The organism is Stutzerimonas stutzeri (genome assembly GCF_002909485.1).
Taxonomy (GTDB): domain Bacteria; phylum Pseudomonadota; class Gammaproteobacteria; order Pseudomonadales; family Pseudomonadaceae; genus Stutzerimonas; species Stutzerimonas stutzeri_AH.
In genome coordinates this window covers 184,321-207,994 of the sequence record NZ_PPXG01000005.1, presented here as the reverse complement: position 1 = coordinate 207,994, position 23,674 = coordinate 184,321, and the positions used below count along the sequence as shown (strand labels likewise).

Genomic DNA, 23,674 nt, shown 5'->3' with positions numbered 1-23,674 from the left:
TGCACCCTTCCGGATTGGAACATGTTGCCGCGTTCATGCCTGGCTCTGCTGCTCTTTTGCCTGTCGCTTCAAGCATGGGCATTCACGCCCGTCGTGCTCGATTCGCTTGATACACGCCAGTCCCTCAGCAGCGGTACTCTCTATCTGGAAGACCCCGCCGGGGAGCTGAGTGCCGACGAAGTTTTCGCTCTACCCGCCGAGCGCATGCAGCCGGTCAGGGGTGGCCATGTCAATGAGGGCAAGAACAGTTCGACCTGGTGGCTGCGCGCCAGCCTGGTCAACCACTTCGGCTTGCACCTGGGCGGCTTCATCGAAATCAACTACCCGCTGCTCGACCATATCGAGCTGTTTTTGCAACATCCTGACGGCAGCATCACCCGGCAGTTGACCGGGGACAGATATCCCTTTGCGGATAGGCCGGTAAAGGTCAGCGATTTCTGGTTCCCGGTCGATCTGCCTCCGGGTGAAACCACAGTACTGTTGCGCATCAAGACCACCAGCACCCTCTACGTGCCGCTGTACTTCAGCACCTACAACGCCAGCGCAGCCCAACAGCAGGAACTGAGCGGCCTCAGCGGTGCCTTCTACGGCGTGCTGTTCGCCATGTTCTGCTACAACCTGTTTCTCTTCGCGTCACTGCGCGAGCCTGCGTATTTCTGGTACTTGGTCTACACCCTCAATGTCGGCTTGTTCGCTCTCTCCTTCGATGGGCTGCTGGTCAAATGGCTGGCCGACGACGGTGGGCTGGTCGCGCTGGGCATCTACGCACTGATGTTCAGCCACTGCCTGATCGCCATTCAGTTCAGTCGGCACTTCCTGCACACCCGCGAACTCTTTCCGCGGCTCGATCTGGTGTTGCGCTGCACGCTGCTGATCGCCCTCGGCAGCATGATTTCCGGTTTACTGCTGGACGTTCAGACTTGGAGCATTCTGGCCAGTGTTACGGTGATCGTAGCTTCGGTCGGACTGCTGTTGACCGGTGCCTTCGTCTGGCGCCGTGGCGTGCGTTATGGCGTTTACTACACGATGGCCTGGGGCGTGCTGCTGGCGTCCTTCATCCTCGTTACCGCCGGTTCGCTGGGCTTTGAATTGTTCGGCCTGTACGGCGCGGCGGTGGTCAAGGCCAGTGTCGCCTTCGAGTTGATCACTCTGTCCATCGGGCTGGCCGACCGCATAAACCTGCTCAAAGAAGAGGGCTATCGCTCCCGCGAAGCCGCGGAGCGGGCCGCCAGCGAGAACGAGGCCAAGAGCCGCTTCCTGGCCAAGATGAGCCACGAGATCCGCACGCCATTGAATGGCGTACTCGGCATGCTGCAACTGCTGCGTGAAACCCCCCTCGACCGCAGCCAGCAGTTCTATCTGGATACCATCTCCAGCTCCGGCAACTCGCTGATGGCGGTGATCAACGACATCCTCGACTACGCCCGAATCGGCTCGGGCAAGCTCAGCCTCGAGGACATCGATTTCGATCTTGAAGTGCTCATTTCCGAAACCATCAGACTGTTCACCGCGCAGGCGCTGGAAAAGCAGTTGAGCCTGCATGTGGGGCTGGAGCCTGGCGTGCCAAGACGCATCCGGGGAGATCCGACGCGGCTCAAGCAGATCATGATGAACCTGCTGAGCAATGCACTGAAGTTCACCGAGCATGGTCACGTGCTGCTCGAGGTGTCGTGCCGTCAGACCCAGGAAGACTCCCGGCGCCTGGTGTTCTGCGTCAGCGACAGCGGTATTGGCATGCGTCAGGAAGTGCTGGCGCAGCTGTTCGAATCATTCTCCCAGGGCGATTCGAGCACCACACGACGCTATGGTGGCAGCGGGCTCGGCCTGGCAATCAGCAAAGAGCTGGTGGAGATGATGAACGGCCATATCGAGGTGCAAAGTGCACCAGGCCGGGGCAGTCGTTTCTGCTTCGAAATCCCCCTGCAAGCCGCCGTCGATCTGGAAGACCCACTCGCCCAACTACTGGCGGGTCGTCCGGCATTGCTCGCTTCACAGGATCCCCAGGGCCTCGAAGCCTTGAGCCATCTGCTGCGGCGCTGGGGCATGCGCACCGAGCGCTGCCAGACCCCGGAACGTCTGCCGGACTACCTCACAGAGTTCACCGCGCCGCCGCTGCTGGTCCTGCTGGCGCCCTGGCCGGGCAGCCCGAGCCAATGGCTGGAGCGCCTGCGCCCGGAGCTGGAGGAGAACCAGCGGGTTCTCATGTTCTACTCGCCGATTCACGAGCCGCCGCCGCAGTCACCCGGGCTACGCCTGATCAGCCTCGCGCTGCCGTTGCAAAGTGCTCCCCTGCGTGAGGCATTGCAGACGCTCTACGAGCAGGAGCCGCAAGCACATGCCGAAGACGGCGATAACAGAACGGCGCATTCGCACAGCGAGCCCTGCATCCTCGTGGCCGAAGACAACCCGGTAAATCAGATGGTGGTACGTGGCCTGTTGAAGAAGCGCGGCTACGCCGTTCAACTCGCCGACAACGGGCGCCAGGCAGTAGATCTCTACCGGCGCGATCCCGGCGCCGTGCAGCTGATTCTGATGGACTGTGAAATGCCGGAGGTAGACGGTTTCGAAGCGAGTCGGCAGATCCGCAAGCTGGAGGCCGACCGACAGCTGCAAGCCGTACCCATCATTGCAGTAACTGCCCACGTACTGGCTGAGCACCGCCAGCGCGGACTGGACTCAGGAATGGACGAATTCATCGGTAAACCGCTGGAGAGCCAGCAACTGTATGCTTGTCTGGACAGCTACCTGCAGGGCGGCGCTACGTAGTTTGCCCGCCCCTGCTTTACCGAAGAAACCCCATGCTCATACCTTACGACCAGCTCGAACCGGACACACTGACCCGCCTCATCGAAGACTTCGTCACTCGCGAGGGCACCGACAATGGCGACGAAACGCCGCTTGAGACCCGGGTGGCACGGGTGCGACGGGCACTGGACAAGGGTGAGGCGGTGATCGTGTTCGACGCAGACAGCCAACAATGCCAGCTGGCACTCAAGCGTGACGTGCCGCGCCAATGGCTGGACTGAACACCATCTGCCACCCCGAAATCGGTTTTAGCCGAACAGGCCGCTCTCACGCTCCCAGGCGCAGCGCATGCGCAAGTCGCTCTGCTGCGGGCTGTGGCTACCCGCCTCGGTTTGCCAGCGAAAGGTGTGGGTGCCGTTCAGTTCCGTTTCCAGATGCACCACGGCGCTGGTCCAGTACAGCTCTTTGAGCAGTGCCTCGAAACGCTGCACCCACAGTGCCCATTCGTACTCGACGGCACGGTAACTGGCGCCGAAGTGGATTACCTGGGTCTGGTACAGGCCTAGCTCTTCGTTACGGCAGAAGGAAAACATCTCACGACCGATGAACGGCCAGGCCTCACCCTGCGGCAGCGCCTGAACGGCCGCGAGATTGCTCGCCCGGCGCTGGCGGCACTGCTCGGGGTCGGCGGAAGGCCAATCACGGATGCAGCCGTAAACGATGGATTCAGACTCCACTCGAAACTCCGGAACGCGGGATGGGACAGAACGGCGAGCTTTCTAGCACAGCGCAGCGGGCGGGTCACCCGCGGCTTGGGAAGTGGTGAAACAGGCCACAGCCCTGAGCGTTTTCAGCCGCCCACGTGCTTTGGCCGCAAGCGCATCGCCAGCAGCGACATGCACGCCGCCATGCCCGTCAGCACCAGGAACGGCACGCGGTAGTCACCCGCCAGATCACGCCCCAGGCCGGCCAGCACCGGCGTCAGGCAGGCAAGGCTGTAGCCGGTGCAGAGCATCATTGCGGTGAGGCGGCTGACGGCCAGCGGAGTACCGGCTTCGTACATTGGCGAGATCAGCGCCAGGGAAAAGGTGCCATTGAGCGCGACGCCGAGCAGCATGCATATCACCAGCGGCTGCCAGTTCGGGGCCAAGGCGATCAGCGCCAGGCATAGCGTCGCCAGCACCCCGCATGCCGCCATGATCCGGTGCCGGTTGCCCAGCCTCTGTGCCAGCCAGGGCATGGCGAAAGCGCTTGGCAGACCGATGAGCATGAAGCCGCTGAAGAATGCATTGCTCTGCAGCAGGCTGTAACCAACCTCGTGATAGCGCGCCACCAACCATGTCGCCAGCGCATAAAACAACCCGGCCTGCAGGGCGAAGTAGATGCTCAGCAGCCAAGCCCGCGGTTCCTTCCAGGGTAAGCCGGCGCGGCTCTCGCTGGCCGCTTCCGGCTGATTCGGCAGGCGCAACCATATCAGCAACGCCGCAAGAGCCGGCAATGCCCAGAGCGCCAGGCCTCGCGCCCAATCCTGGCCCATTGCCTCGGTGGCTGGTGCGGTCACGACCACGCCGAGCGTGCCCCCTACTGCCATGCTCAGCGAGTACCAGGCAGCGGTCTGGCCCATGCGCTCGAGGAAATAGCGTTTGATAAAGCCGGACAGCAACGGGCCAGCAATGGCAATGCCGGCACCGACCAGTCCGGCAGTGCCGATCAACAAAACTGCGTTATGGCCGAACAGCCGCAGCAGCAGCGCCAGGCAGATCAGACCAAGGCACAGCGCGATGCTGCGTTCCAGCCCGAACCGTACGGCCAGCCGCGGCGCCAGGGGCGCCAGCAGGCCCATCAGCAGAACCGGCAACGCCGTCGTCAGACTGATCAGCCCGCGGGAAAGCGACAGTTCTTCGGCGATGCGCTCGATCAGCGGAGCGAAGGAGGTAATGCCAGGGCGTAGGTTGATCGCAGCCAGGACCAGGGCCAGCATCAACAGCCCACGGGAGGGAAAATTCACAAGCGTTCCATAGGGTTACGGCGAAAAAAGCCTGACAGGCAACCCTACTCCCAGCCCTCTCCCGAGGCAACCGCAGCGGCTGCCGAAGCAGCCGGTCAATCTCAGAACGCTTTACTCTTGGCGCGCTTCTTCTCGGCCAGCGTGGCCATCTCGTCGTAGATCGCCTGAGGACTCTGCTGCTTGACCTTCCAGGCCATGCGGCCCTCGTCGTGCGGCAGGATCATGAACTCGCCCTTGGCGACTTGCTGGTGGATGTAGTCGGCGATGTCCGCCGCGGTTATCGGCGAAGACTCCAACAGCTTGCCGATCTGCGCCTTCACGTTCGGCGTCGGGCCACGGAAGGAATCGAGCAGGTTGGTCTGGAAGAACGACGGGCAGACCACGTGCACGCCAACCTCTGCTTGGCGCAGCTCGACCAGCAGGCTTTCCGACAGCGCCACCACACCAGCCTTGGCCACGTTGTAGTTGCTCATGCCAGGCGCCTGCATCAGAGCCGCCATCGAGGCGATGTTGATGATCTTGCCCTTGCTCTTCTGCACCAGCGGCAGGAAGGCTTTACAGCCCTTGACCACGCCCATCAGGTTGATCGCGATCTGCCAGTCCCAGTCCTCCAGCGACAGCTCGTCGAAGAAGCCGCCCGAAGCCACGCCGGCGTTGTTGACCACGATATCGATGCCGCCGAGCTTTTCCTCGCAGGCCTGGGCGAAGCCGATCAACTGGCTGTAGTCACGCACGTCGCAGCGCATGGTGAAACCGTCACCACCCACCTCACGAACCATTTTCAGGGTTTCCGCCAGGCCGCCTTCATTTACATCGGAAAGCGCCAGCCGCCAGCCGTCACGCGCCCAGCGCAGGGCAATCTCGCGACCTAGCCCGGAGCCGGCACCGGTAATCATCATGCGGTTGTGCATTGTTCTGCTGCCTTTTGTTGTTCGGGTAGTGGCAGAGAGTAGCGAATGCAGCGGCACGTACCGGCATCCATCAGATTGATGAATGCCCTTGGCAAACCCGCGGCGCATGGGGCTGACCGCAAGGTTCCGGGCAGGCACTATGGCGGCAGCATGGGCTTGTTGCAGCTTCGCGAACTGCTTGCGCCACCAACAAAAAGGCAGCCCTAGGGCTGCCCTTGTTCCTGCCTGTAATCAGGTCAGTGCGCAACGGCACCGGTAGCACCCAGGCCAGTCTGCGAACGGACGAACTGGGCGAAGAAGCGCTCACGCTCCTCGCCGGCACGCTTGGACTTGTCGGTGACCGAGAAGAACCAGATGCCGGCGAATGCCGCAGCCATCGAGAACAGCGCCGGGTACTTGTAGGGGAAGATCGCTTCGGCGAAGCCGAATACGTCGACCCACACGGTCGGGCTGATGATGGTCAGCAGCAACGCGGTGAACAGCCCCAGCGAGCCGCCGAACAGCGCACCACGGGTGCTCAGGCCCTTCCAGTACATGGAAAGGAACAGCACCGGGAAGTTGCAGCTGGCGGCGATGGAGAACGCCAGGCCTACCATGAAGGCGATGTTCTGCTTCTCGAAGATGATGCCGAGCAGAATCGCCACCACGCCCAGAGTCAGGGTGGTCAGCTTGGTCACGCGCATCTCGTCCTCTTCCCGCGCCTTGCCCTGCTTGATCACGCAGGCATAGAGGTCATGGGAAACCGCAGAGGCACCGGCCAGGGTCAGACCCGCCACAACGGCGAGAATGGTGGCGAAGGCGACTGCGGAGATGAAGCCGAGGAACAGGTTGCCGCCCACGGCGCTGGCCAGGTGGATAGCGACCATGTTGGTGCCGCCGACGATGGCGCCGGTCACGTCCTTGAAGTCCGGGTTGGTGCTGACCAGCAGGATCGCGCCGAAGCCGATGATGAAGGTCAGGATGTAGAAGTAGCCAATGAAGCCGGTGGCGTAGAACACACTCTTGCGCGCTTCCTTGGCATCGGACACGGTAAAGAAACGCATCAGGATGTGCGGCAAACCGGCCGTACCGAACATCAGCGCCAGACCGAGAGAGATTGCCGAAATCGGATCGGAAACCAGGCCGCCCGGGCTCATGATCTGCGCGCCCTTCTCGTGGATCTTCACCGCTTCGGCGAACAGGCTGCCGAAATCGAAGCCCACGCTCTTCATCACCATGATGGCCATGAAGCTCGCGCCAGACAGCAGCAGGACCGCCTTGATGATCTGCACCCAGGTGGTCGCCAGCATGCCGCCGAACAGCACGTACATGACCATCAGCACACCGACCAATACCACTGCCACGTAGTAGTCCAGGCCGAACAGCAGCTGGATCAACTTGCCGGCACCAACCATCTGCGCGATCAGGTAGAAGGCCACCACTATCAGCGAACCGAATGCCGAGAGCAGCCGAATCTGCGTCTGGCCAAGGCGATACGAGGCCACGTCGGAGAAGGTGAACTTGCCCAGGTTGCGCAGCCGCTCGGCCATCAGGAACAGGATGATCGGCCAGCCGACGAGAAAGCCGATGGAGTAGATCAGGCCGTCGTAGCCGCTGGTGTAGACCAGCGCAGAGATGCCGAGAAAAGACGCTGCCGACATGAAGTCACCGGCAATTGCGAGGCCGTTCTGAAAGCCGGTGATGCTGCCACCCGCCGTGTAGTAGTCAGCAGTGGAGGTGTTGCGCTTCGCCGCCCACTTGGTGATGCCCATGGTGAACGCGATAAACACCACGAACATGATGATGGCGGTGTAGTTGGTGGCCTGCTTCTCGACCTCGCCGGTAATGGCATCGGCGAGCAGCGCGGGCGAGACTGCCAACAGCAGGGCAGCCATCAGGAAACGCACGATTATCATTTCTGTGCCTCGTTGAGGATTTCCTGGTTGATGCGATCGAACTCGCCGTTGGCGCGCTGCACGTAGACACCGGTCAGGATGAAGGCCATGAAGATCACGCCAACGCCCACCGGGATTCCCCAGGTCGTGACGCTATTAGCCGAAAGCGGAATGCCCAGGATCTTCGGTTCGAAAGCGATCAGCAGGATGAATGCCAGGTAGGCGCCAAGCATTACGGCGGACAGCAGCCAAGCAAAACGGCCGCGCTTCGCCACCAGCTCCTGGAAACGCGGGTTGGCATAGATCTGCCGGTAAACGTCTTCATTGTTCATTGGAATTATCTCTTCACGGTCGCTGCCCCCCAGGCGGGAGCAGGGCGGCTACTGTAGGTCCGGGCAAAGCCAGCACCACCCGACTTTGGTCTGAAGGCAGTTCCCTGCAACTCCCGCCGTAGAGCCTCTAACCGCGAAGAATGCGGCTTCGCAACAATTCCAAACACAAATAGTGTGGCGCTATGTCGCACATGCGAAATGTTGATTTCAGACATTGGCGAGCCCCGTGCAGACTGCGAAAACCTGAGAACAGTTCTCGATCGCACAAGGAGGCATGCCATGCTCAAGACCGTGACGTTTACCCTGATGCACTTTTGCATCGCTTTTTCCGTCACCTACGCGTTGACCGGCAGCATCGCCGTGAGTGGGCTGCTCGCAGCGGTCGAACCACTGTGCAACTCGGTAGGTTTCTACTTCCACGAGAAGATCTGGCAGCGCTTCGAACGCCGTGATCGGCGTAATCAGCCAATCCCAGCACACGCATGGCTGCACCATCAGGCATGACACCCGCTCTGGCGTCTGCCTGAACATGACGGCTCGCCTGCATCTGGCGAGCCGTCGTCATTTCTACTTCTGGGCATGGATCGAATTTGGCGCAGCGCTGCCATAGTGATGTTGACTTGCACTGTGCAGCCAATGCATATCTGATTAGGACAGGTGGCACGAGATGCCCGCAGCCACCTCGCTGCAGGCCGCGAATGGCCTGTTAATGGAGAAGTACCATGCAGCTGTTGTTGCGCCTGACTGCACTGTTCGCCCTGGCCATCGCGCCAGTGCATGCGGCAGACCTTAGCGTCGAGGAGTATGGCTATCCTTTGGCCAACCCCTTCGCAGCCACGATTGCCGGAACACCGGCTGAGTTACGCGCCGAAGTTCCCAGCGACGACGATATCGACCAGGCGGACTACAGCCTGCGCCTGCGACCTGAGCGCGAATTCACCCTCCCGGACAACTTCTGGCCCGTTAAGCAACTGCGTTACAGGCTCGCGCGCCAAAGCGGCCCCGCGCCGCTGATCTTCATCATTTCCGGCACCGGCGCGCGCTATTCCGCCGGCAAGACAGAGGCACTCAAACGCCTGTTCTACGGCGCCGGTTACCACGTTGTGCAGCTATCCTCGCCAACTAGCTACGACTTCATGTCCGCCGCGTCGCGTTACGCAACGCCTGGGATCAGCAGCGACGATGCCAAGGATTTGTACAGGGTCATGCAGGCTATTCGGGCACAGCATTACAAATTGCCCGTCACCGAATACCACCTCACCGGCTACAGCCTCGGCGCCCTGAATGCAGCATTCGTCAGCCAATTGGACGAGACGCGACGCAGTTTCAACTTCAAGCGCGTGCTGCTCCTGAATCCGCCAGTCAATCTATACACATCGGTCAGCAACCTGGACAAGTTGGTACAGACGCGCGTCGAAGGCATCGACGACAACACCACCTTCTATGAAGTGGTGCTTGAGAAGCTCACCCGTTACTACCAGCAGAAGGGTTACATCGACCTCGACGAGGCGATGCTCTATGACTTTCAGCAATCACAGTTGAAACTCAGCGACGAGCAGTTGGCCATGTTGATCGGTTCGGTATTTCGCTTTTCCGCCGCGGATATCACCTTTACCTCCGACCTGATCAACCGCCGCGGGCTCATCACTCCACCGGACTATCCGATCAACCAGGGCACGCGCCTGGAACCCTTCTTCAAACGCGCCCTGCTATGCAGTTTCGACTGCTACATCACCGAGCAGGTAATTCCGATGTGGCGAGCACAATACGATGGCGGCAGCCTGGCCCAGCTGATCCAGCAGGTCAGCCTGTATGCGCTCGAGGATTATTTGCGCGAGAGCCCGAAAATTGCGGTGATGCATAACGCTGATGATCTGATACTGGGCGCTGGCGACATCGGCTTCCTGCGCCGCACCTTCGGCGAACGCCTTACCCTCTATCCACGTGGCGGCCACTGCGGCAACCTCAGTTACCGCGTCAACGCCCAACATATGCTGGAGTTTTTCCGTGGCTAAAGGAATGCTGCTGCCGTTGCTTCTGGCCAGTGGCCTGGCCTTTGCCGACACGCCGACCGTCGATGAAGATGGCTTTACCCATCCGCTGCGCAACCTGGAATTCAATCCTGGGCTGGATCAGCGCGAGTTCGAGCGTGCCACCTTTCAGGCACTGGACGTATACGACCCGTTCGAGTCGGTCAACCGTCGTATTTACCACTTCAATTACCGGCTCGATCAGTGGGTCATGTTGCCGGTGGTGCGCGGCTATCGCTATGTCACACCGCAACCAGTACGCACAGGTGTAAGCAACTTCTTCAGCAACCTGGGCGAGGTGCCCACGCTGTTCAACAGCCTCGCCCAGCTGAAAGGCCAGCGCGCCGCGAACGCCACTGCGCGCTTTCTGTTCAACACCATTCTCGGCGTGGGCGGCGTCTGGGACCCGGCTACTCGCATGGGGCTGGTACGGCAGAGCGAAGACTTCGGGCAGACGCTTGGTTACTGGGGCGTCCCCCAGGGGCCATACCTGATTTTGCCGGCGCTCGGCCCATCGAACCTACGCGATACCACAGGTCGCGTTGCCGATTTCGCCGTCGAGAGGCAAATCGACTTTCTGCAGTACTCCGAAACCACCGGCGGCGAGCTCAGCCTGACCGCGCTACGCGCAATCAATGCGCGCCATGTCACCAGCTTCCGTTATGGGCAGCTCAATTCGCCTTTCGAGTATGAAAAAGTCCGCTATGTCTACAGTCGGGCACGAGAGCTGCTAGTCGAGGAATAATCTAACTTACCGATTGTTTGTAGCAAAAATAAGCAACCATTGATCGAAACGGCGCGCCTATCCTTGGCTCATTCAACCAGGAGGCATCGATCATGTCGCAACGGGAAGTTCTATCCATCACCACCGGCCAGCCCACATCCGATGGCGCCGGTGTCAGCCTGACCCGCGTCTTCGGCGGCGCCGGACCGGAGCGCTTCGACCCATTCCTCATGCTCGACGAGTTCGGCTCGAACAATCCGGACGAGTACATCGCGGGCTTCCCGCCGCACCCACACCGGGGCTTCGAAACCATCACCTACATGCTCGAAGGGCACATGCGTCACGAGGATCACATGGGCAACGTTGGCTTGCTGGAAAGCGGCGGCGTGCAATGGATGACCGCTGCCCGCGGAGTCATCCACAGCGAGATGCCGGAGCAGCAGCAAGGCACCATGCGAGGCTTTCAGCTGTGGTTGAACCTACCCTCACATGCGAAGCTCGGCGACCCGGCTTATCGGGACTTTGCGCCGGCGGAAATACCGCAGTTGACGCTACCTGACGGCATGCAGGCCAAGGTCATCGCCGGAATCCTGAAGGTTGGCGAGGTCGAGCATCACGGCATCGTGCAACGCCCGGATACCGAACCCTACCTGTTCGACCTGCACCTTTTGGCCGGCAACACATTTTCGCCGCAGATCCCGGATGGCCATCGCCTGTTGCTCTATGTATACGAAGGCGCTCTGCATATAGGCGATCAGGAAGTGGGCAAAGGCCAGCTGGCTCGCTTGTCCGACCACGGCGACGTGCAGTTACGTAGCGAACTCGGTGCTCGCCTGATGCTATTGGCCGGCCGCCCTCTGAGCGAGCCTATCGTGCAATACGGCCCGTTCGTGATGAACAGTCGCGAGGAGATCGAGCAAGCGCTGCGGGATTTTCGCGATGGAAAGCTGGCCTGACAGGAGCAGATCGACTCGCGGCGCCGGCTTAGCCAGCGGAGCCTACCGACCGGCCGATTGCTTCCTGCGCTTCTTATAAAGGCCAGGCTCACCGACCGGACGGGTCTTGAAACGACGATGCGCCCAGAGGTATTGCTCCGGCAAAGCACTGACCGCCTCCTCAATCCACTGATTGATCCGCCGGCAATCGGCTTCTTCAGTCTCGCCGGGAAAGTCCTCAAGCGGCGGATGGATCACCAACCGATAGCCCGAGCCATCCGCCAGGCGCTCCTGAGTAAATGGCACGACTCTGGCCCTGCCCAACCGCGCAAACTTTGTCGTAGCGGTAACCGTAGCAGCCTGAATACCGAACAGCGGAACGAACAGGCTTTGCTTGCGCCCGTAATCCTGGTCCGGCGCATACCAGATGGCACGACCGGCGCGCAGCACCTTGAGCATCGCGCGCACGTCCTCGCGCTCAATGGCACTCGCGTCGCGGTTATGCCGCTCGCGCCCGCGGCGCTGGACAAAGTCGAACACCGGATTTTTGTGCTGGCGGTACATACCATCGATGGTATGGCGCTGACCGAGTAGCGCCGCGCCGATTTCCAGCGTAGTGAAATGCAGCGCCATCAGGATCACCCCCTGCCCCGCCGCCTGAGCCTGCTGCAGATGCTCGAGGCCCTCGATACGAGCCAAGCTCTGTAGTCGCACCTTTGGCCACCACCAACTCATCGCCATCTCGAAAAAGGCGATGCCGTTGGACGCAAAGTTCTCGTGCAGCAGTCGTTCGCGTTGCTCCTGACTGAGCTCCGGAAAACACAGTTCCAGGTTACGCCGTGCGATGTAGCGCCGCGAACCGGCAAAACGGAACATCAGCGCGCCAAGACCACGCCCCAGCTTCAGCAATAGCGGATAAGGCAACTGAACCAGCAGCCATAGCAATCCCAAGCCCAACCATAGCGGCCAGAAGCGCGGATGGAGGAAGTACGCACGAAACTGAGGACGATCCATGAATAGCTCGACAACCGATTGAGCGACGCATTCTAACGACAAAACCAGCATTGACCGAGTCTCACCATCCCGGTGATCACTCTGCGGGGTCGTGGTCGGGTTGCAGATGTAGGCACTCCCCGTTATAAGTCCTCGCCATTTACCGTAGCAGACAGACCATGAGCCAAGCCGACCTCACCGATCAGTCCCCAGCCTTCCAGCTCAAGGGCAGCATGCTCGCCGTCACCGTGCTAGAACTTGCCAGCAACGACATCGAGCGTCTCGACGAGCAACTTGCGGCCAAAGTCGAGCAGGCGCCGGACTTCTTCAACAACACGCCGCTCGTGCTGGCGTTGGACAAGCTGCCGGAGTCCGCCCGCGAGATTGATATCGCTGCGCTGGTCAGCCTCTGCCGCAAGCACCGCCTGCGCACGCTGGCACTGCGGGCTAGCGACCCCACACATCTCGAAGCGGCAGCAGTGCTCGACCTGCCGGTTCTGCCGCCCTCCGGCGCACGTGAACGCCAGGTCGATCTGAATTCGAAAATCCCGGCTAAACCCGCTGAACCTGTGTATCGCCCTACCCGAGTCGTTACCACGCCAATTCGCGGCGGCCAGCAGGTGTATGCGCAGGGTGGCGACCTGATCGTTCTCGCTCCCGTCAGTCCGGGTGCGGAACTTCTCGCCGATGGAAACATCCATGTGTACGGTCCGCTTCGCGGTCGCGCCCTCGCGGGCATCAAAGGCGACACCACGGCACGAATCTTCTGCCAGCAACTCGCAGCGGAAATGGTTTCCATCGCCGGCCAATACAAGGTCGCCGAGGACCTGCGACGCGATCCTCTCTGGGCTGAAGCGGTACAGATCAGCCTCTCTGGCGATGTGTTGAACATCACCCGCCTTTAACGGATACTGCCGCGAATTTTCAAGGACCAAACGGGCAATCCTGACGCTGAAATCAGCGGAAGGTCCCGATTTTTTAATTTTTAGGGTGAATCACCTTGGCCAAGATCATCGTAGTCACTTCCGGCAAAGGTGGCGTTGGTAAAACCACCACCAGCGCCGCCATCGGCACCGGTCTCGCTTTGCGCGGCCACAGGACCGTCATCGTCGACTTCGACGTCGGTCTGCGGAATCTCGACTTGATCATGGGCTGTGAGCGCCGAGTGGTTTATGACTTCGTCAACGTCATCAACGGCGATGCCACCCTCACCCAGGCTCTGATCAAGGACAAGCGTCTAGAGAACCTCTACGTGCTTGCTGCCAGCCAGACTCGCGACAAGGACGCCCTGACTCAGGAGGGCGTCGGCAAGGTCATCGACGAATTGGGCAAGAACTTCGAATACGTCATCTGCGATTCTCCTGCTGGTATCGAGAAGGGCGCGCACCTGGCCATGTATTTCGCCGACGAAGCCATCGTGGTGACCAACCCCGAGGTTTCTTCGGTACGCGACTCCGACCGCATGCTCGGCCTGCTGGCCAGCAAGTCCCGCCGTGCCGAGAGCGGCGAGGAGCCCATCAGGGAGCATCTGCTGCTGACCCGCTACAACCCCGAGCGCGTTACCAAGGGTGAAATGCTCGGCGTCGAGGACGTCGAGGAGATCCTTTCCATCCGCCTGCTTGGCGTGATCCCCGAGTCGCAGGCTGTACTCAAGGCCTCCAACCAAGGTATCCCGGTGATCCTCGATGACCAGAGCGATGCTGGCCAGGCCTATAGCGATGCCGTGGACCGTCTGCTCGGCAAGGAAGTGGTACACCGCTTCCTCGACGTGAAGAAGCCTGGCTTCCTGCAACGACTTTTCGGAGGCCGCGAATGAACCTCTTCGACTTCTTCCGTGAACGCAAGAAGAAGGAATCCCCAGCTGCGATCGCCAAAGAGCGTCTGCAGATCATCGTCGCCCATGAGCGCGGCCAGCGCACCGAGCCGGATTACCTGCCGGCCCTGCAGAAAGAGCTGGTCGAGGTGATTCGCAAGTACGTCAACATCGACAGTGATCAGGTCCAGGTTGCACTTGAGGATCAGGGCAGCTGCTCGATTCTCGAACTGAACATCACCCTGCCGGATCGCTGAGCGGCACCGGCGTACAGAAACGGCGGCCCACGGGTCGCCGTCTTCGTTTGTGGAAAATTGAATGCCTCTTAGCGCTATCGAGATCGTCCATCAGGACCCCGCCCTGCTGGTGATCAATAAGCCAACGTTGCTGCTCTCCGTGCCTGGCCGCGCTGAAGACAACCGCGATTGTCTGGTGACCCGCCTGCAGGAAAACGGCTATCCCGAAGCGCGCATCGTGCATCGCCTGGACTGGGAAACCTCCGGGCTGATCGTGCTCGCCCGCGATGCAGACACACATCGCGAACTGTCCCGCCAGTTTCACGATCGCGAAACGGAAAAGGCCTACACCGCCCTGTGCTGGGGCCAGCCCGAACAGGACAGCGGCAGCATTGACTTGCCGCTGCGCTACGACCCGCCGACCAAACCGCGCCACGTGGTCGATCATGAGCTGGGCAAACATGCCCTGACCTTCTGGCGCGTCCTCGAACGCTGCGGCGACTACAGTCGTGTCGAGCTGACACCCATCACCGGCCGCTCCCATCAGCTGCGGGTGCATATGCTGTCGATCGGTCATCCTCTGCTCGGCGATCGCTTGTACGCGCATGAGCGGGCGCTGCAAGCCTATGAACGCCTGTGTCTGCATGCGAGCATGTTGACTCTGACCCATCCGCAAACCGGCGAGCGTCTGCGCTTCGAGTGCGCTGCTCCGTTCTGATGGACGGCTTTCTCGAAGCGACCCAAGGCGCGCCAGAGCACCCAAGCCTTCGCAAAGCGCTCGATCTGTGGCGCGGATCTCCCGGCCTGGCTCTGGACCTGGGTTGCGGCGCCGGCCGCGACAGCCTCGCCCTGCTACGCGCCGGATGGGAGGTGGTGGCTGTAGACCGATCCTCCGAGGCCCTCAAAGCTCTGCATACGCATGCCGGCGCCATGTCCAGCAAGCTCACTACCCTGTGTCAGACATTCGAGGACAACACTCCGCTACCCACAGTTGATCTCGTAAACGCCAGCTTCGCGCTGCCGTTCTGCCAACCGGTTGCATTCACCGATTTCTGGACGCGGATAAACCATTGCCTACATCGAGGCGGTTTATTTACAGGCCATTTCTTCGGGCCTCGCGACAGCTGGGCGGGGGAGGAATACACCATTCATAGCCGCGAGCAGCTGTTACGACAGCTAGAAAAGTGGACCCTACTGGAGCTCAATGAGTTCGAATTCGACGGCAAGACCGCGATAGGTCGCAGCAAGCACTGGCACCTATTCGAGGTCGTTGCGCAACGCACCTGAGCATTCCCTCGGTTCAGGACTGCAGCCGCGCATTGCGATGGGATAGACTTCGAAGCTTGCAGTCCGGAGTCCGAAATGCGCAAAGCTCTCAACCAAGGCCTGATCGAGTACCTGCAGGTCTCGCCAACCCCCTTTCATGCAACCCAGAATCTCGCCCAGGCGCTGCAGGCTGCAGGCTACCGTGCACTGGACGAACGCGAGGTATGGCATACCGAGGCCGGCGGGCGCTATTACGTCACCCGCAATGACTCGGCCATCATTGCTTTCCAACTGGGCAGCAAGTCGCTCGTCGAGCACGGTCTGCGGATGGTCGGCGCCCATACCGACAGCCCGTGCCTACGCGTAAAACCGCAGCCCGAGCTACAGCGTCAAGGCTTCTGGCAGCTGGGTGTCGAGGTGTATGGCGGCGCGCTGCTCGCCCCTTGGTTCGACCGCGACCTGTCGCTGGCCGGTCGTGTCACCTACAGCCGCGACGGCCGCATCGAAAGCCAGCTGATCGACTTCAAGGTGCCGATCGCGACGATTCCGAACCTGGCAATTCACCTCAATCGGGAAGCTAATCAGGGCTGGGCGATCAACGCTCAGAACGAGCTGCCACCGATTTTGGCGCAGGTCGCCAGCCAGGAAAGCCCTGACTTCCGCGCCCTGCTCGCCGATCAGCTCGGGCGCGAGCATGGTTTGGTAGCCGACGTGGTATTGGACTTCGAACTGAGCTTCTACGACACGCAAAGCGCCGCGGTCATTGGCTTGCACGGTGATTTCATCGCTGGAGCGCGCCTGGATAATCTGCTTTCGTGCTTCGCCGGCTCACAGGCGCTGCTAGGTGCCGATCCCGAACACACCTGCGTGCTGGTCTGCACCGACCACGAGGAAGTAGGCTCCACCTCGCTATGCGGCGCGGATGGACCCTTTCTGGAACAAGTGCTACGCCGCCTGCTGCCGGACGAGGACGACTTCCAGCGCGCGATCAGCCAATCCCTGCTGATCTCTGCCGACAATGCTCACGCGGTACACCCGAACTACGCGGACAAACACGACGGCAATCATGGGCCAAAGCTCAACGCCGGACCGGTGATCAAGGTCAACAACAACCAGCGCTACGCCACCAGCAGCGAAACCGCCGGGTTCTTCCGTCATCTTTGCCTGGAGAACGAAGTACCGGTGCAGAGCTTCGTCACCCGCAGCGATATGGGCTGCGGCTCGACCATCGGCCCGATCACCGCCAGCCAGCTCGGGGTGCGCACGGTCGACATCGGTCTGCCCACCTTCGCCATGCACTCGATACGTGAACTCGCAGGAAGTCAGGACCTGGCGCATTTGGTCAAAGTGCTGACCGCCTTCTACGCAAGCAGCCAGCTGCCTTGAAGCGTTAACCCCTCGACTGGCAGGCTTGCGCTATGGGCAAGCCTGCCAGCGTGCTGAGGTCGGCGCGCTACCTAGCGCCGGCACCGGGTCCCATGGATCAGGAAAGCGCGCTATCGATTACCAGCGCCACCTTGCCAGATACAGTGTTGCTGGCCAGCGCGGCGAACGCGGCTTCTACATCACCGATAGCAAAGGTCCGCTCCAGGCGCGGGGACAGCTTGCCCTGAGTGAATAGCGGCCACACCTTCTCTTCCATTTCCGCCAGCAGCCCGGCCTTGTAATCGGCGTCACGGCTGCGCAGGGTCGAGCCTATCAACTGGATGCGTTTGGCCAACAGGCCGGCCAGGTCCATCTCGGCCTTGCGCCCCCCCATCAGACCGATCATCACCCAGCGTCCATCCATAGCCAGCAGCTGCATGTTAAGCGCCGCGTACTTGGCACCAACCGGGTCAAGGATCATGTCGAACGGGCCGAAATCACGCAGCGCTTCGAGCGAGTCGCCACGCAGCACTCCACCCTGCGCGCCCAGCGATTCGCAGTAGGCCAATCGCTCCACCGATCCGACACTGACCCAACACGGATTACCGAACGCCTTGCACAGCTGGATCGCCGCCGAGCCGACACCGCTGGCACCAGCGTGCAGCAGCACCTTGTCGCCGGCCAGCAACGCGCCAAGCCGATAGAGGTTGAGCCAAGCCGTGGCATACACCTCGGGGATCACTGCCGCTTCGTGCAACGACATGCCTTCTGGAACCGGCAGCGCATGACGGGCATCGACGACCACCTCCTCGGCCATGCCACCTCCGGCCAGTAACGTGCAGACACGATCACCGACCTTCCAGCGGCTGCGCCCGCTTACCTCGGCGATAACACCAGCACATTCCAGCCCCAGGATGTCGGTAACACCCGCAGGCGGCGGGTAGTGCCCGGCACGCTGCAGCAGGTCTGCGCGGTTCAGTCCCGCAGCAGCCACGCGTATGCGGACCTCGCCTTCGCCACATACCGGAGCCGGACGCTCGGCCCAGTCCAGATGCCCCTCGATGCCTTGCAATGCCTTCATGCTGCCTCCATAGTGGTTCCTATCTGTGCCCACCCAACTGATCGCTCGCTGGCCTTATTTGACCACCTGTACCATCGGGCTTGTGCTTTCCACCGCCGGACGGAAAACCGAACCGGCGCTTACTTTAGATGGCCTAATATGCGTTATTCCCTAGCCTTACGTCGCCCCAAAGCCATGAAACGATCGCTGACCTGCACCGTCCTCGCCGTCCTTTTCGGCCTCCATGCCTCCCTGGCGATGGCCAAAGCCGTCAGCACGCCTGAGAACTGGGACTACCTGCAACCTGATCGTGACCAGGTGATTGCCAGCCTGAACGTCGTCGAGCTGCTAAAGCGTCATCATTACAACAAGCCACCGTTGAACGACGCGCGCTCTGCGAAGATCTTCGACAGCTATATCCAGATGCTTGATCCGTCACGCAGCTTTTTCCTCGCCTCCGATCTCGAGGAGTTTGGCAAGTGGCGTAACCAGTTCGACGACTTTCTCAAGGGCGGCAACCTCGAGCCCGGCTTCGCCATCTACAAGCGTCATCTGGAGAGACTGCAGAACCGACTCAACTATGCATTGGGGCTGCTCGACAAGGGCGTCGATAGCTTCGACTTCACCGTCGACGAAGAACTGCTGGTCGACCGTGAGAAAGCCGCTTGGGCCAAGAATCCAGCCGAGCTGGACGACCTGTGGCGCAAACGCGTGAAGGATGAAGTCCTGCGATTGAAGATCGCGGGGAAGGAGCCCAAAGCCATTGAGGAGCTGCTCACCAAGCGCTACAAGAACCAGCTGGCGCGTTTGAACCAGACCCGTGGCGAGGACGTATTCCAGGCATACATCAACGCATTCGCTCAGTCCTACGACCCGCACACTCAGTACCTCTCTCCGGACAACGCGGAGAACTTCGACATCAACATGAGCCTGTCGCTCGAAGGCATAGGTGCGGTGCTGCAAAGCGATAACGAGCACGTCAAGATCGTACGCCTGGTGCCTGCAGGGCCTGCTGAGAAGAGCAAGCAGCTTGCTCCGGCTGACAAAATCGTCGGCGTTGGCCAGGCCAACGACGATATGGTCGATGTAATCGGCTGGCGTCTGGATGAAGTGGTCAAGCTGATTCGCGGCCCGAAAGGCTCAGTGGTTCGCCTGGAGGTCATTCCTGCGACCAACGCACCTAACGACCAGAAGAGCAAAGTCGTGGCAATCACTCGCGAAGCGGTGAAGCTCGAAGAGCAGGCGGCGAAGAAGTCGGTGCTCAAGCTCGATCATCAAGGGCAGAGCTTCAAGCTTGGCGTCATCGAAATCCCGGCGTTCTATCTCGACTTCAAGGCCCTGCGCGCCGGAGATCAGAACTACAAGAGCACCACGCGGGACGTCAAGAAGCTGCTGTCTGAGCTGGAAGCCGAGAAAGTAGACGGCGTCGTCATCGACCTGCGCAACAACGGTGGCGGCTCACTGCAGGAAGCCACCGAGCTGACCGGGCTGTTCATCGACCAGGGCCCGACAGTGCTCGTGCGCAATAGCGACGGTCGTGTGGACGTCCTCGCCGACGAGCAAACTGGCGTTTACTACAAAGGCCCGCTCGCCGTACTTGTGAATCGCCTCTCCGCATCCGCATCGGAGATCTTCGCCGGCGCGATGCAGGACTATCACCGCGCGCTCGTACTTGGCGGCCAGACCTTCGGTAAGGGCACTGTGCAGACCATCCAGCCACTGAACCACGGCGAACTGAAACTCACCCTTGCCAAGTTCTACCGGGTTTCCGGGCAGAGCACCCAGCATCAGGGCGTGATTCCGGACATCGCCTATCCGGCCGACGTCGACACCAAGGAAATCGGAGAAAGTGCGCTACCGGAAGCCCTGCCCTGGGATAGCATCAAGGCAGCGATCAACCCGGATATGAATCCGTTCAAGCCCTTCCTTGCTGAACTCAAGGCACGTCATGAAGCGCGCACAGGAGAGAACCCGGACTTCGTCTTCACGCGCGACCGCCTGGCGCTGGCTCAGGAGCTGATGCACGAGACGACTGTCAGCCTCAATGAAGCAAAGCGCCGCGCGCAACAGGCCGATATCGAGAAGCGTCAGCTGGCGCTGGAAAATGCCTTGCGGCTGGCCAAAGGCGAGCAACCGCTGGACAAGCTCGAGAAGGAAGACGAAACCACACCTCACAAGGAAACAGAGAAGCCCAAGCCTGAGGACGACGCCTATCTATCCGAAAGCGGGCGTATCCTACTGGACTATCTGGGTCTGAGCTCGGCCATGGCCAAGCACTGATCTAAATTAGCGAAGCCGATGTCATCAAAATGACATCACATCATCGTGAAATGAAGGGCCACATTCGTGGCCCTTTTTTTCTTTCACGCCCAGAGAACCTCATGACAGTCACCGAGCAGTTGAGCACGCTGGGACATATCCTTGCTCACGGCGACATCACCACTCTCTTCCAACCCATTGTTTCGCTGTCTGAACGTCGCATTCTCGGTTACGAAGCACTCAGCCGCGGTCCATCCAACGGCCCGTTACACTCCCCAATCAACCTGCTCGCTACCGCGCGCCATGCCGGCCGCCTCAACGAGCTGGAGATGACCTGCAGAGAAACCGCATGTCGTCGCTACAGTCAGGGTGCGCTGCGCGGCAAGCTCTTTCTCAATGCCTCCCCGGAAACCTTGCTCGACGCAACGCACAAGCCTGGACGTACGCTCGAGCTGCTCCATGCCTACGGAATTTCCGCCGACAAGGTGGTCATCGAGCTTACCGAGCAAGCACCTGCCGATGACCTCGAGCTGCTAGACAAGGCGCTTCACCACTATCGCTCGATGGGCTTCGGCATCGCGCTCGACGATTTGGGTGCCGGTTATTCGAGTCTGCGCCTGTGGTCCGAACTGCGACCGGATTATGTGAAGATCGACCGCTATTTCATCGACGGCATCCACCTCGATCCGGTGAAACGCGAGTTCGTCGAATCAATCCTGAAGATCGCCCGGGCATCGCGCGCCCAAGTCATTGCCGAAGGCATCGAACTACGGGAGGAGCTGGCGGTTTTGGCCAGCATGGGCATCGATCTGGTCCAGGGCTATCTGCTTGGACGCCCGCAGGAGCTGCCAACGCAAGATATCGAAGAAGTACTACCTTCTTCAGAAATACAGCAGACTGGTTTCAGCGACGACTCGGTCAATCTGTCCGCTCTGCTGGTCCAGCAACCGGCCATGTCCGCAGACCGCCCGGTCGCCGAGGCCCTCGATGCGTTTCGTCTGCAGCCCAGCCTGAACTCAATTGCAGTGCTGGACGGCGACTCCAGGCCGGTCGGCATCGTCCACCGCAATCTGATCTCTGATGCGCTATTGAAGCCCTTTGCTACCGACCTGCTGGCGCGCAAGCCACTCAGTCGGCTGATGAGCAAGGATTTCCTCGCCGTCGGTCTCGATCAATCTCTACAGCAAGTTAGTCGGCTGCTAACCAGTCGTGCTCGCCAGCGGATAGAGGAAGATTTCGTCATTACTCTAGCTGGGCGCTACCACGGCCTTGGCCGTGTGATCGACGTATTGAGACTGATCACTGAGCTGAAGATCCAGCAGGCGCGCTACGCCAATCCACTAACACTGCTTCCGGGCAACGTGCCAATCCAGCAATGTCTGACACGTCTGTTGCTGCAACGACGGCGAGCACTGGTCTGCTATGTGGATATCGACAACTTCAAGCCCTTCAACGACCTCTACGGCTACGCCAAAGGTGATGAGGTGCTGTTGTGCCTGGCTCAGTGCCTAAACGAGAGGGTGGACCCACGCGTGGATTTCGTAGGCCACATCGGCGGCGATGACTTCATGCTGGTACTGAGCGGCACCGATGATTGGCAGCAACGCATTGAGCAACTACAGCGTGAGTTTATGTTTCGTAGCAGAGCGTTCTATCAACAAGAGCATCTCCAGACCGAATATTTCATCTCATCCAGTCGCGATGGTTTTGAGCAGCGCTATGCCTTGCTTTCGCTATCCATAGGTGTAGTAAACGTGCACCCAGAACACACTGATCGGCTGGATGCCGGCAGGCTGGCCGCTATGGCTTCAGAGGCCAAACGCCACGCGAAGCAAATTAAGGGCCCGAGCTTTCATCTCATTGATACAGACGAGCCGGTGAAGGCCGATCACAATCCCAGCTGCTCCGCCTTAGCCTTGTAACGGTCTGCCTGCTGGACATCAGCAACCAAACCATGGCCGCCAGCGCGGTATAGCTGCTCGAGCCTGACGGCAGCCAGCGGGTGCCCGGCTTCCGCCGCCTTCGCCCACCAGCGAGCGGCTTCGCTACCGTCAGGCCCATGTGATGCATCTTCGCTAAGGCTGACGACACCCATCTGGTAAGCAGCCTTCATGTCACCAGCCGTGGCCGCCAGCCGCAAGAGCCGGACCCCTTCCTGCTTGGCGCCATAACCGCGCCCGCGAAAATACAGGATGTGCCCATAGAAACTCTGAGCTGCTACGTCTCCCAGCGCCGCCATTCGTGCAAACTGCCCTTCCATCCAGCGCCAGAGTTTGGGCTGCTGGACTGCATGGTGCGACATCATCATCTTGCGGGCAGCGAGATAGCCGAGCCGCGCACGTAACCTCCCCAGCATCAGGGCTCCTCCGGATAATCGAACTCGAACACCCGCGCCACCTCTCCGGCATGCCAGGACGCGGCCGCAGCACCATCTACCGGGCCGCCGAAACGCCCTAGACGCGACGCACACTCAAAGAAGCCAATGCGGGGCAGACGGCTGGCACCCTGACTGATGACCAGTGCACTGCGCAAGGGGCGTTCCGAGCGGGCATCCAATGCCGCGAGGTGCTCCAGCGCCGCAGTAAGGGTTTGCATGGCTGGTGTAGGCAACTGCAGGCGCTCGACCAATGCACGGTAAGTCACCAGATGTCGCTGCTGACGCGCATCATCCAGTTCGGCAATCAATGCCTGCCAGTGCTGGCGACTGATGGATACCGCCGCCTGCTTGTTCAAGCGTCGCACTCCCAGCCGGAGATATCCATCGCGCGGGCCAGCGCTCGGCGGATAGCGGCGTCCGGTTCGCGCTCGCCCACCTCGATCAACCCGAGGTATGCAGGACTGATCCCGACCAGACGGGCCAGAGCTTCCTGGCTCAGGCCTTTGGCCTCGCGCAGGGCAGGCAACTTGCTCAATGGTAGCCGGGGCTGCTCTTCAGAGGCAGGGACGGAGGCGACGGGTGAACGAACGCCGACCGCATTCAGTAGCGCCTGATACTCGTCCCATGGCAGTACGGCGTACTCCGGCGCGCCGTCACGCATGATGACCTGAACATTCATCCCTTTTCCCCTGGCTTCGTCGATCAGAGCCGGAATCTTAACAGCCCACGCGGCTCGTTGAAGCTAC

At 60.6% G+C, this 23,674-nt stretch carries 24 protein-coding genes; 14 read left to right on the top strand and 10 right to left on the bottom strand.

Annotation, left to right across the window (positions count from 1 at the left end):
- The first annotated feature begins 21 nt into the window (after window positions 1-21).
- Together CXK91_RS13710 and CXK91_RS13705 are read left to right on the top strand one after the other, a co-directional pair.
- Entirely contained in the window at window positions 22-2,766 is a 2,745-nt protein-coding gene (locus CXK91_RS13710) for a hybrid sensor histidine kinase/response regulator (protein WP_103456681.1), read from the top strand.
- Window positions 2,767-2,798: 32 nt separating this feature from the next.
- Window positions 2,799-3,026: a YheU family protein gene (locus tag CXK91_RS13705; protein ID WP_103456680.1), complete on the top strand. Its 228-nt coding sequence runs from the start codon at window positions 2,799-2,801 to the stop codon at window positions 3,024-3,026.
- Between the two features lie 27 nt (window positions 3,027-3,053).
- Here CXK91_RS13705 and CXK91_RS13700 read toward each other — a convergent pair whose 3' ends face one another.
- From CXK91_RS13700 to CXK91_RS13680, 5 genes are all read right to left on the bottom strand, one after another.
- Entirely contained in the window at window positions 3,054-3,482 is a 429-nt protein-coding gene (locus CXK91_RS13700; RefSeq protein ID WP_103456679.1) for a hypothetical protein, read from the bottom strand.
- A gap of 113 nt (window positions 3,483-3,595) precedes the next feature.
- Window positions 3,596-4,726, bottom strand: coding sequence for a CynX/NimT family MFS transporter (locus tag CXK91_RS13695; protein ID WP_103456678.1), 1,131 nt, complete (start codon window positions 4,724-4,726; stop codon window positions 3,596-3,598).
- 128 nt (window positions 4,727-4,854) lie between these two features.
- Complete coding sequence (locus CXK91_RS13690) at window positions 4,855-5,664, bottom strand: SDR family oxidoreductase (RefSeq protein WP_103456677.1); 810 nt, start codon at window positions 5,662-5,664, stop codon at window positions 4,855-4,857.
- A 236-nt stretch (window positions 5,665-5,900) separates the two neighbouring features.
- Window positions 5,901-7,556, bottom strand: a complete 1,656-nt coding sequence (locus CXK91_RS13685; RefSeq protein ID WP_103456899.1) for a cation acetate symporter — start codon at window positions 7,554-7,556, stop codon at window positions 5,901-5,903.
- Entirely contained in the window at window positions 7,556-7,870 is a 315-nt protein-coding gene (locus CXK91_RS13680) for a DUF485 domain-containing protein (RefSeq protein ID WP_103456676.1), read from the bottom strand. The genes CXK91_RS13685 and CXK91_RS13680 overlap by 1 nt, the downstream gene beginning before the upstream one ends.
- A gap of 279 nt (window positions 7,871-8,149) precedes the next feature.
- On the opposite strand from CXK91_RS13680, the gene CXK91_RS13675 reads away from it, so the two are divergent.
- From CXK91_RS13675 to CXK91_RS13660, 4 genes are all read left to right on the top strand, one after another.
- Window positions 8,150-8,374, top strand: coding sequence for a DUF2061 domain-containing protein (locus CXK91_RS13675; RefSeq protein WP_103456675.1), 225 nt, complete (start codon window positions 8,150-8,152; stop codon window positions 8,372-8,374).
- Window positions 8,375-8,592: 218 nt separating this feature from the next.
- On the top strand, window positions 8,593-9,885 hold the full coding sequence (locus CXK91_RS13670) for a serine/threonine protein kinase (protein ID WP_103456674.1): 1,293 nt from the start codon (window positions 8,593-8,595) through the stop codon (window positions 9,883-9,885).
- Window positions 9,886-9,889: 4 nt separating this feature from the next.
- A complete protein-coding gene (locus CXK91_RS13665) occupies window positions 9,890-10,645 on the top strand; it encodes an MlaA family lipoprotein (RefSeq protein ID WP_103456673.1) in 756 nt (251 codons plus the stop codon).
- A 92-nt stretch (window positions 10,646-10,737) separates the two neighbouring features.
- Window positions 10,738-11,580, top strand: a complete 843-nt coding sequence (locus CXK91_RS13660; protein WP_103456672.1) for a pirin family protein — start codon at window positions 10,738-10,740, stop codon at window positions 11,578-11,580.
- Between the two features lie 42 nt (window positions 11,581-11,622).
- On the opposite strand, the gene CXK91_RS13655 is transcribed toward CXK91_RS13660, so the two are convergent.
- Window positions 11,623-12,573, bottom strand: a complete 951-nt coding sequence (locus CXK91_RS13655; protein WP_103456671.1) for a lipid A biosynthesis lauroyl acyltransferase — start codon at window positions 12,571-12,573, stop codon at window positions 11,623-11,625.
- 158 nt (window positions 12,574-12,731) lie between these two features.
- On the opposite strand from CXK91_RS13655, the gene minC reads away from it, so the two are divergent.
- The 6 genes from minC to CXK91_RS13625 all read left to right on the top strand — a co-directional run bounded on the left by minC (window position 12,732) and on the right by CXK91_RS13625 (window position 17,253).
- Window positions 12,732-13,457 (top strand): septum site-determining protein MinC, encoded by a 726-nt coding sequence (gene minC / locus CXK91_RS13650; RefSeq protein ID WP_103456670.1) that lies wholly within the window; start codon window positions 12,732-12,734, stop codon window positions 13,455-13,457.
- 95 nt (window positions 13,458-13,552) lie between these two features.
- Window positions 13,553-14,368: a septum site-determining protein MinD gene (gene minD / locus CXK91_RS13645; protein ID WP_103456669.1), complete on the top strand. Its 816-nt coding sequence runs from the start codon at window positions 13,553-13,555 to the stop codon at window positions 14,366-14,368.
- A complete protein-coding gene (gene minE / locus CXK91_RS13640) occupies window positions 14,365-14,622 on the top strand; it encodes a cell division topological specificity factor MinE (RefSeq protein WP_003285611.1) in 258 nt (85 codons plus the stop codon). The genes minD and minE overlap by 4 nt, the downstream gene beginning before the upstream one ends.
- 61 nt (window positions 14,623-14,683) lie before the next feature.
- Window positions 14,684-15,319, top strand: a complete 636-nt coding sequence (locus tag CXK91_RS13635) for an RluA family pseudouridine synthase (protein ID WP_103456668.1) — start codon at window positions 14,684-14,686, stop codon at window positions 15,317-15,319.
- Complete coding sequence (locus CXK91_RS13630) at window positions 15,319-15,888, top strand: class I SAM-dependent methyltransferase (protein ID WP_181003958.1); 570 nt, start codon at window positions 15,319-15,321, stop codon at window positions 15,886-15,888. Before CXK91_RS13635 ends, CXK91_RS13630 begins: the two co-directional genes overlap by 1 nt.
- A 75-nt stretch (window positions 15,889-15,963) precedes the next feature.
- Window positions 15,964-17,253, top strand: coding sequence for a M18 family aminopeptidase (locus CXK91_RS13625; protein WP_103456666.1), 1,290 nt, complete (start codon window positions 15,964-15,966; stop codon window positions 17,251-17,253).
- A gap of 97 nt (window positions 17,254-17,350) precedes the next feature.
- On the opposite strand, the gene CXK91_RS13620 is transcribed toward CXK91_RS13625, so the two are convergent.
- On the bottom strand, window positions 17,351-18,313 hold the full coding sequence (locus CXK91_RS13620; protein WP_103456665.1) for an NAD(P)H-quinone oxidoreductase: 963 nt from the start codon (window positions 18,311-18,313) through the stop codon (window positions 17,351-17,353).
- Between the two features lie 174 nt (window positions 18,314-18,487).
- Here CXK91_RS13620 and CXK91_RS13615 point away from each other — a divergent pair, with 174 nt between their 5' ends.
- Both CXK91_RS13615 and CXK91_RS13610 read left to right on the top strand, forming a co-directional pair.
- On the top strand, window positions 18,488-20,572 hold the full coding sequence (locus CXK91_RS13615; RefSeq protein ID WP_103456898.1) for a carboxy terminal-processing peptidase: 2,085 nt from the start codon (window positions 18,488-18,490) through the stop codon (window positions 20,570-20,572).
- A 101-nt stretch (window positions 20,573-20,673) separates the two neighbouring features.
- Window positions 20,674-22,473 (top strand): bifunctional diguanylate cyclase/phosphodiesterase, encoded by a 1,800-nt coding sequence (locus CXK91_RS13610; protein ID WP_103456664.1) that lies wholly within the window; start codon window positions 20,674-20,676, stop codon window positions 22,471-22,473.
- Here the strand turns inward: CXK91_RS13610 and CXK91_RS13605 are convergent.
- The 3 genes from CXK91_RS13605 to CXK91_RS13595 are packed head-to-tail and all read right to left on the bottom strand — an operon-like array spanning window position 22,440 to window position 23,607.
- On the bottom strand, window positions 22,440-22,907 hold the full coding sequence (locus tag CXK91_RS13605; RefSeq protein ID WP_103456663.1) for a sel1 repeat family protein: 468 nt from the start codon (window positions 22,905-22,907) through the stop codon (window positions 22,440-22,442). The genes CXK91_RS13610 and CXK91_RS13605 overlap by 34 nt on opposite strands.
- Window positions 22,907-23,284, bottom strand: a complete 378-nt coding sequence (locus CXK91_RS13600) for a hypothetical protein (RefSeq protein ID WP_103456662.1) — start codon at window positions 23,282-23,284, stop codon at window positions 22,907-22,909. The genes CXK91_RS13605 and CXK91_RS13600 overlap by 1 nt, the downstream gene beginning before the upstream one ends.
- Complete coding sequence (locus CXK91_RS13595; RefSeq protein WP_103456661.1) at window positions 23,281-23,607, bottom strand: helix-turn-helix transcriptional regulator; 327 nt, start codon at window positions 23,605-23,607, stop codon at window positions 23,281-23,283. Before CXK91_RS13595 ends, CXK91_RS13600 begins: the two co-directional genes overlap by 4 nt.
- Between the last annotated feature and the right edge of the window lie 67 nt (window positions 23,608-23,674).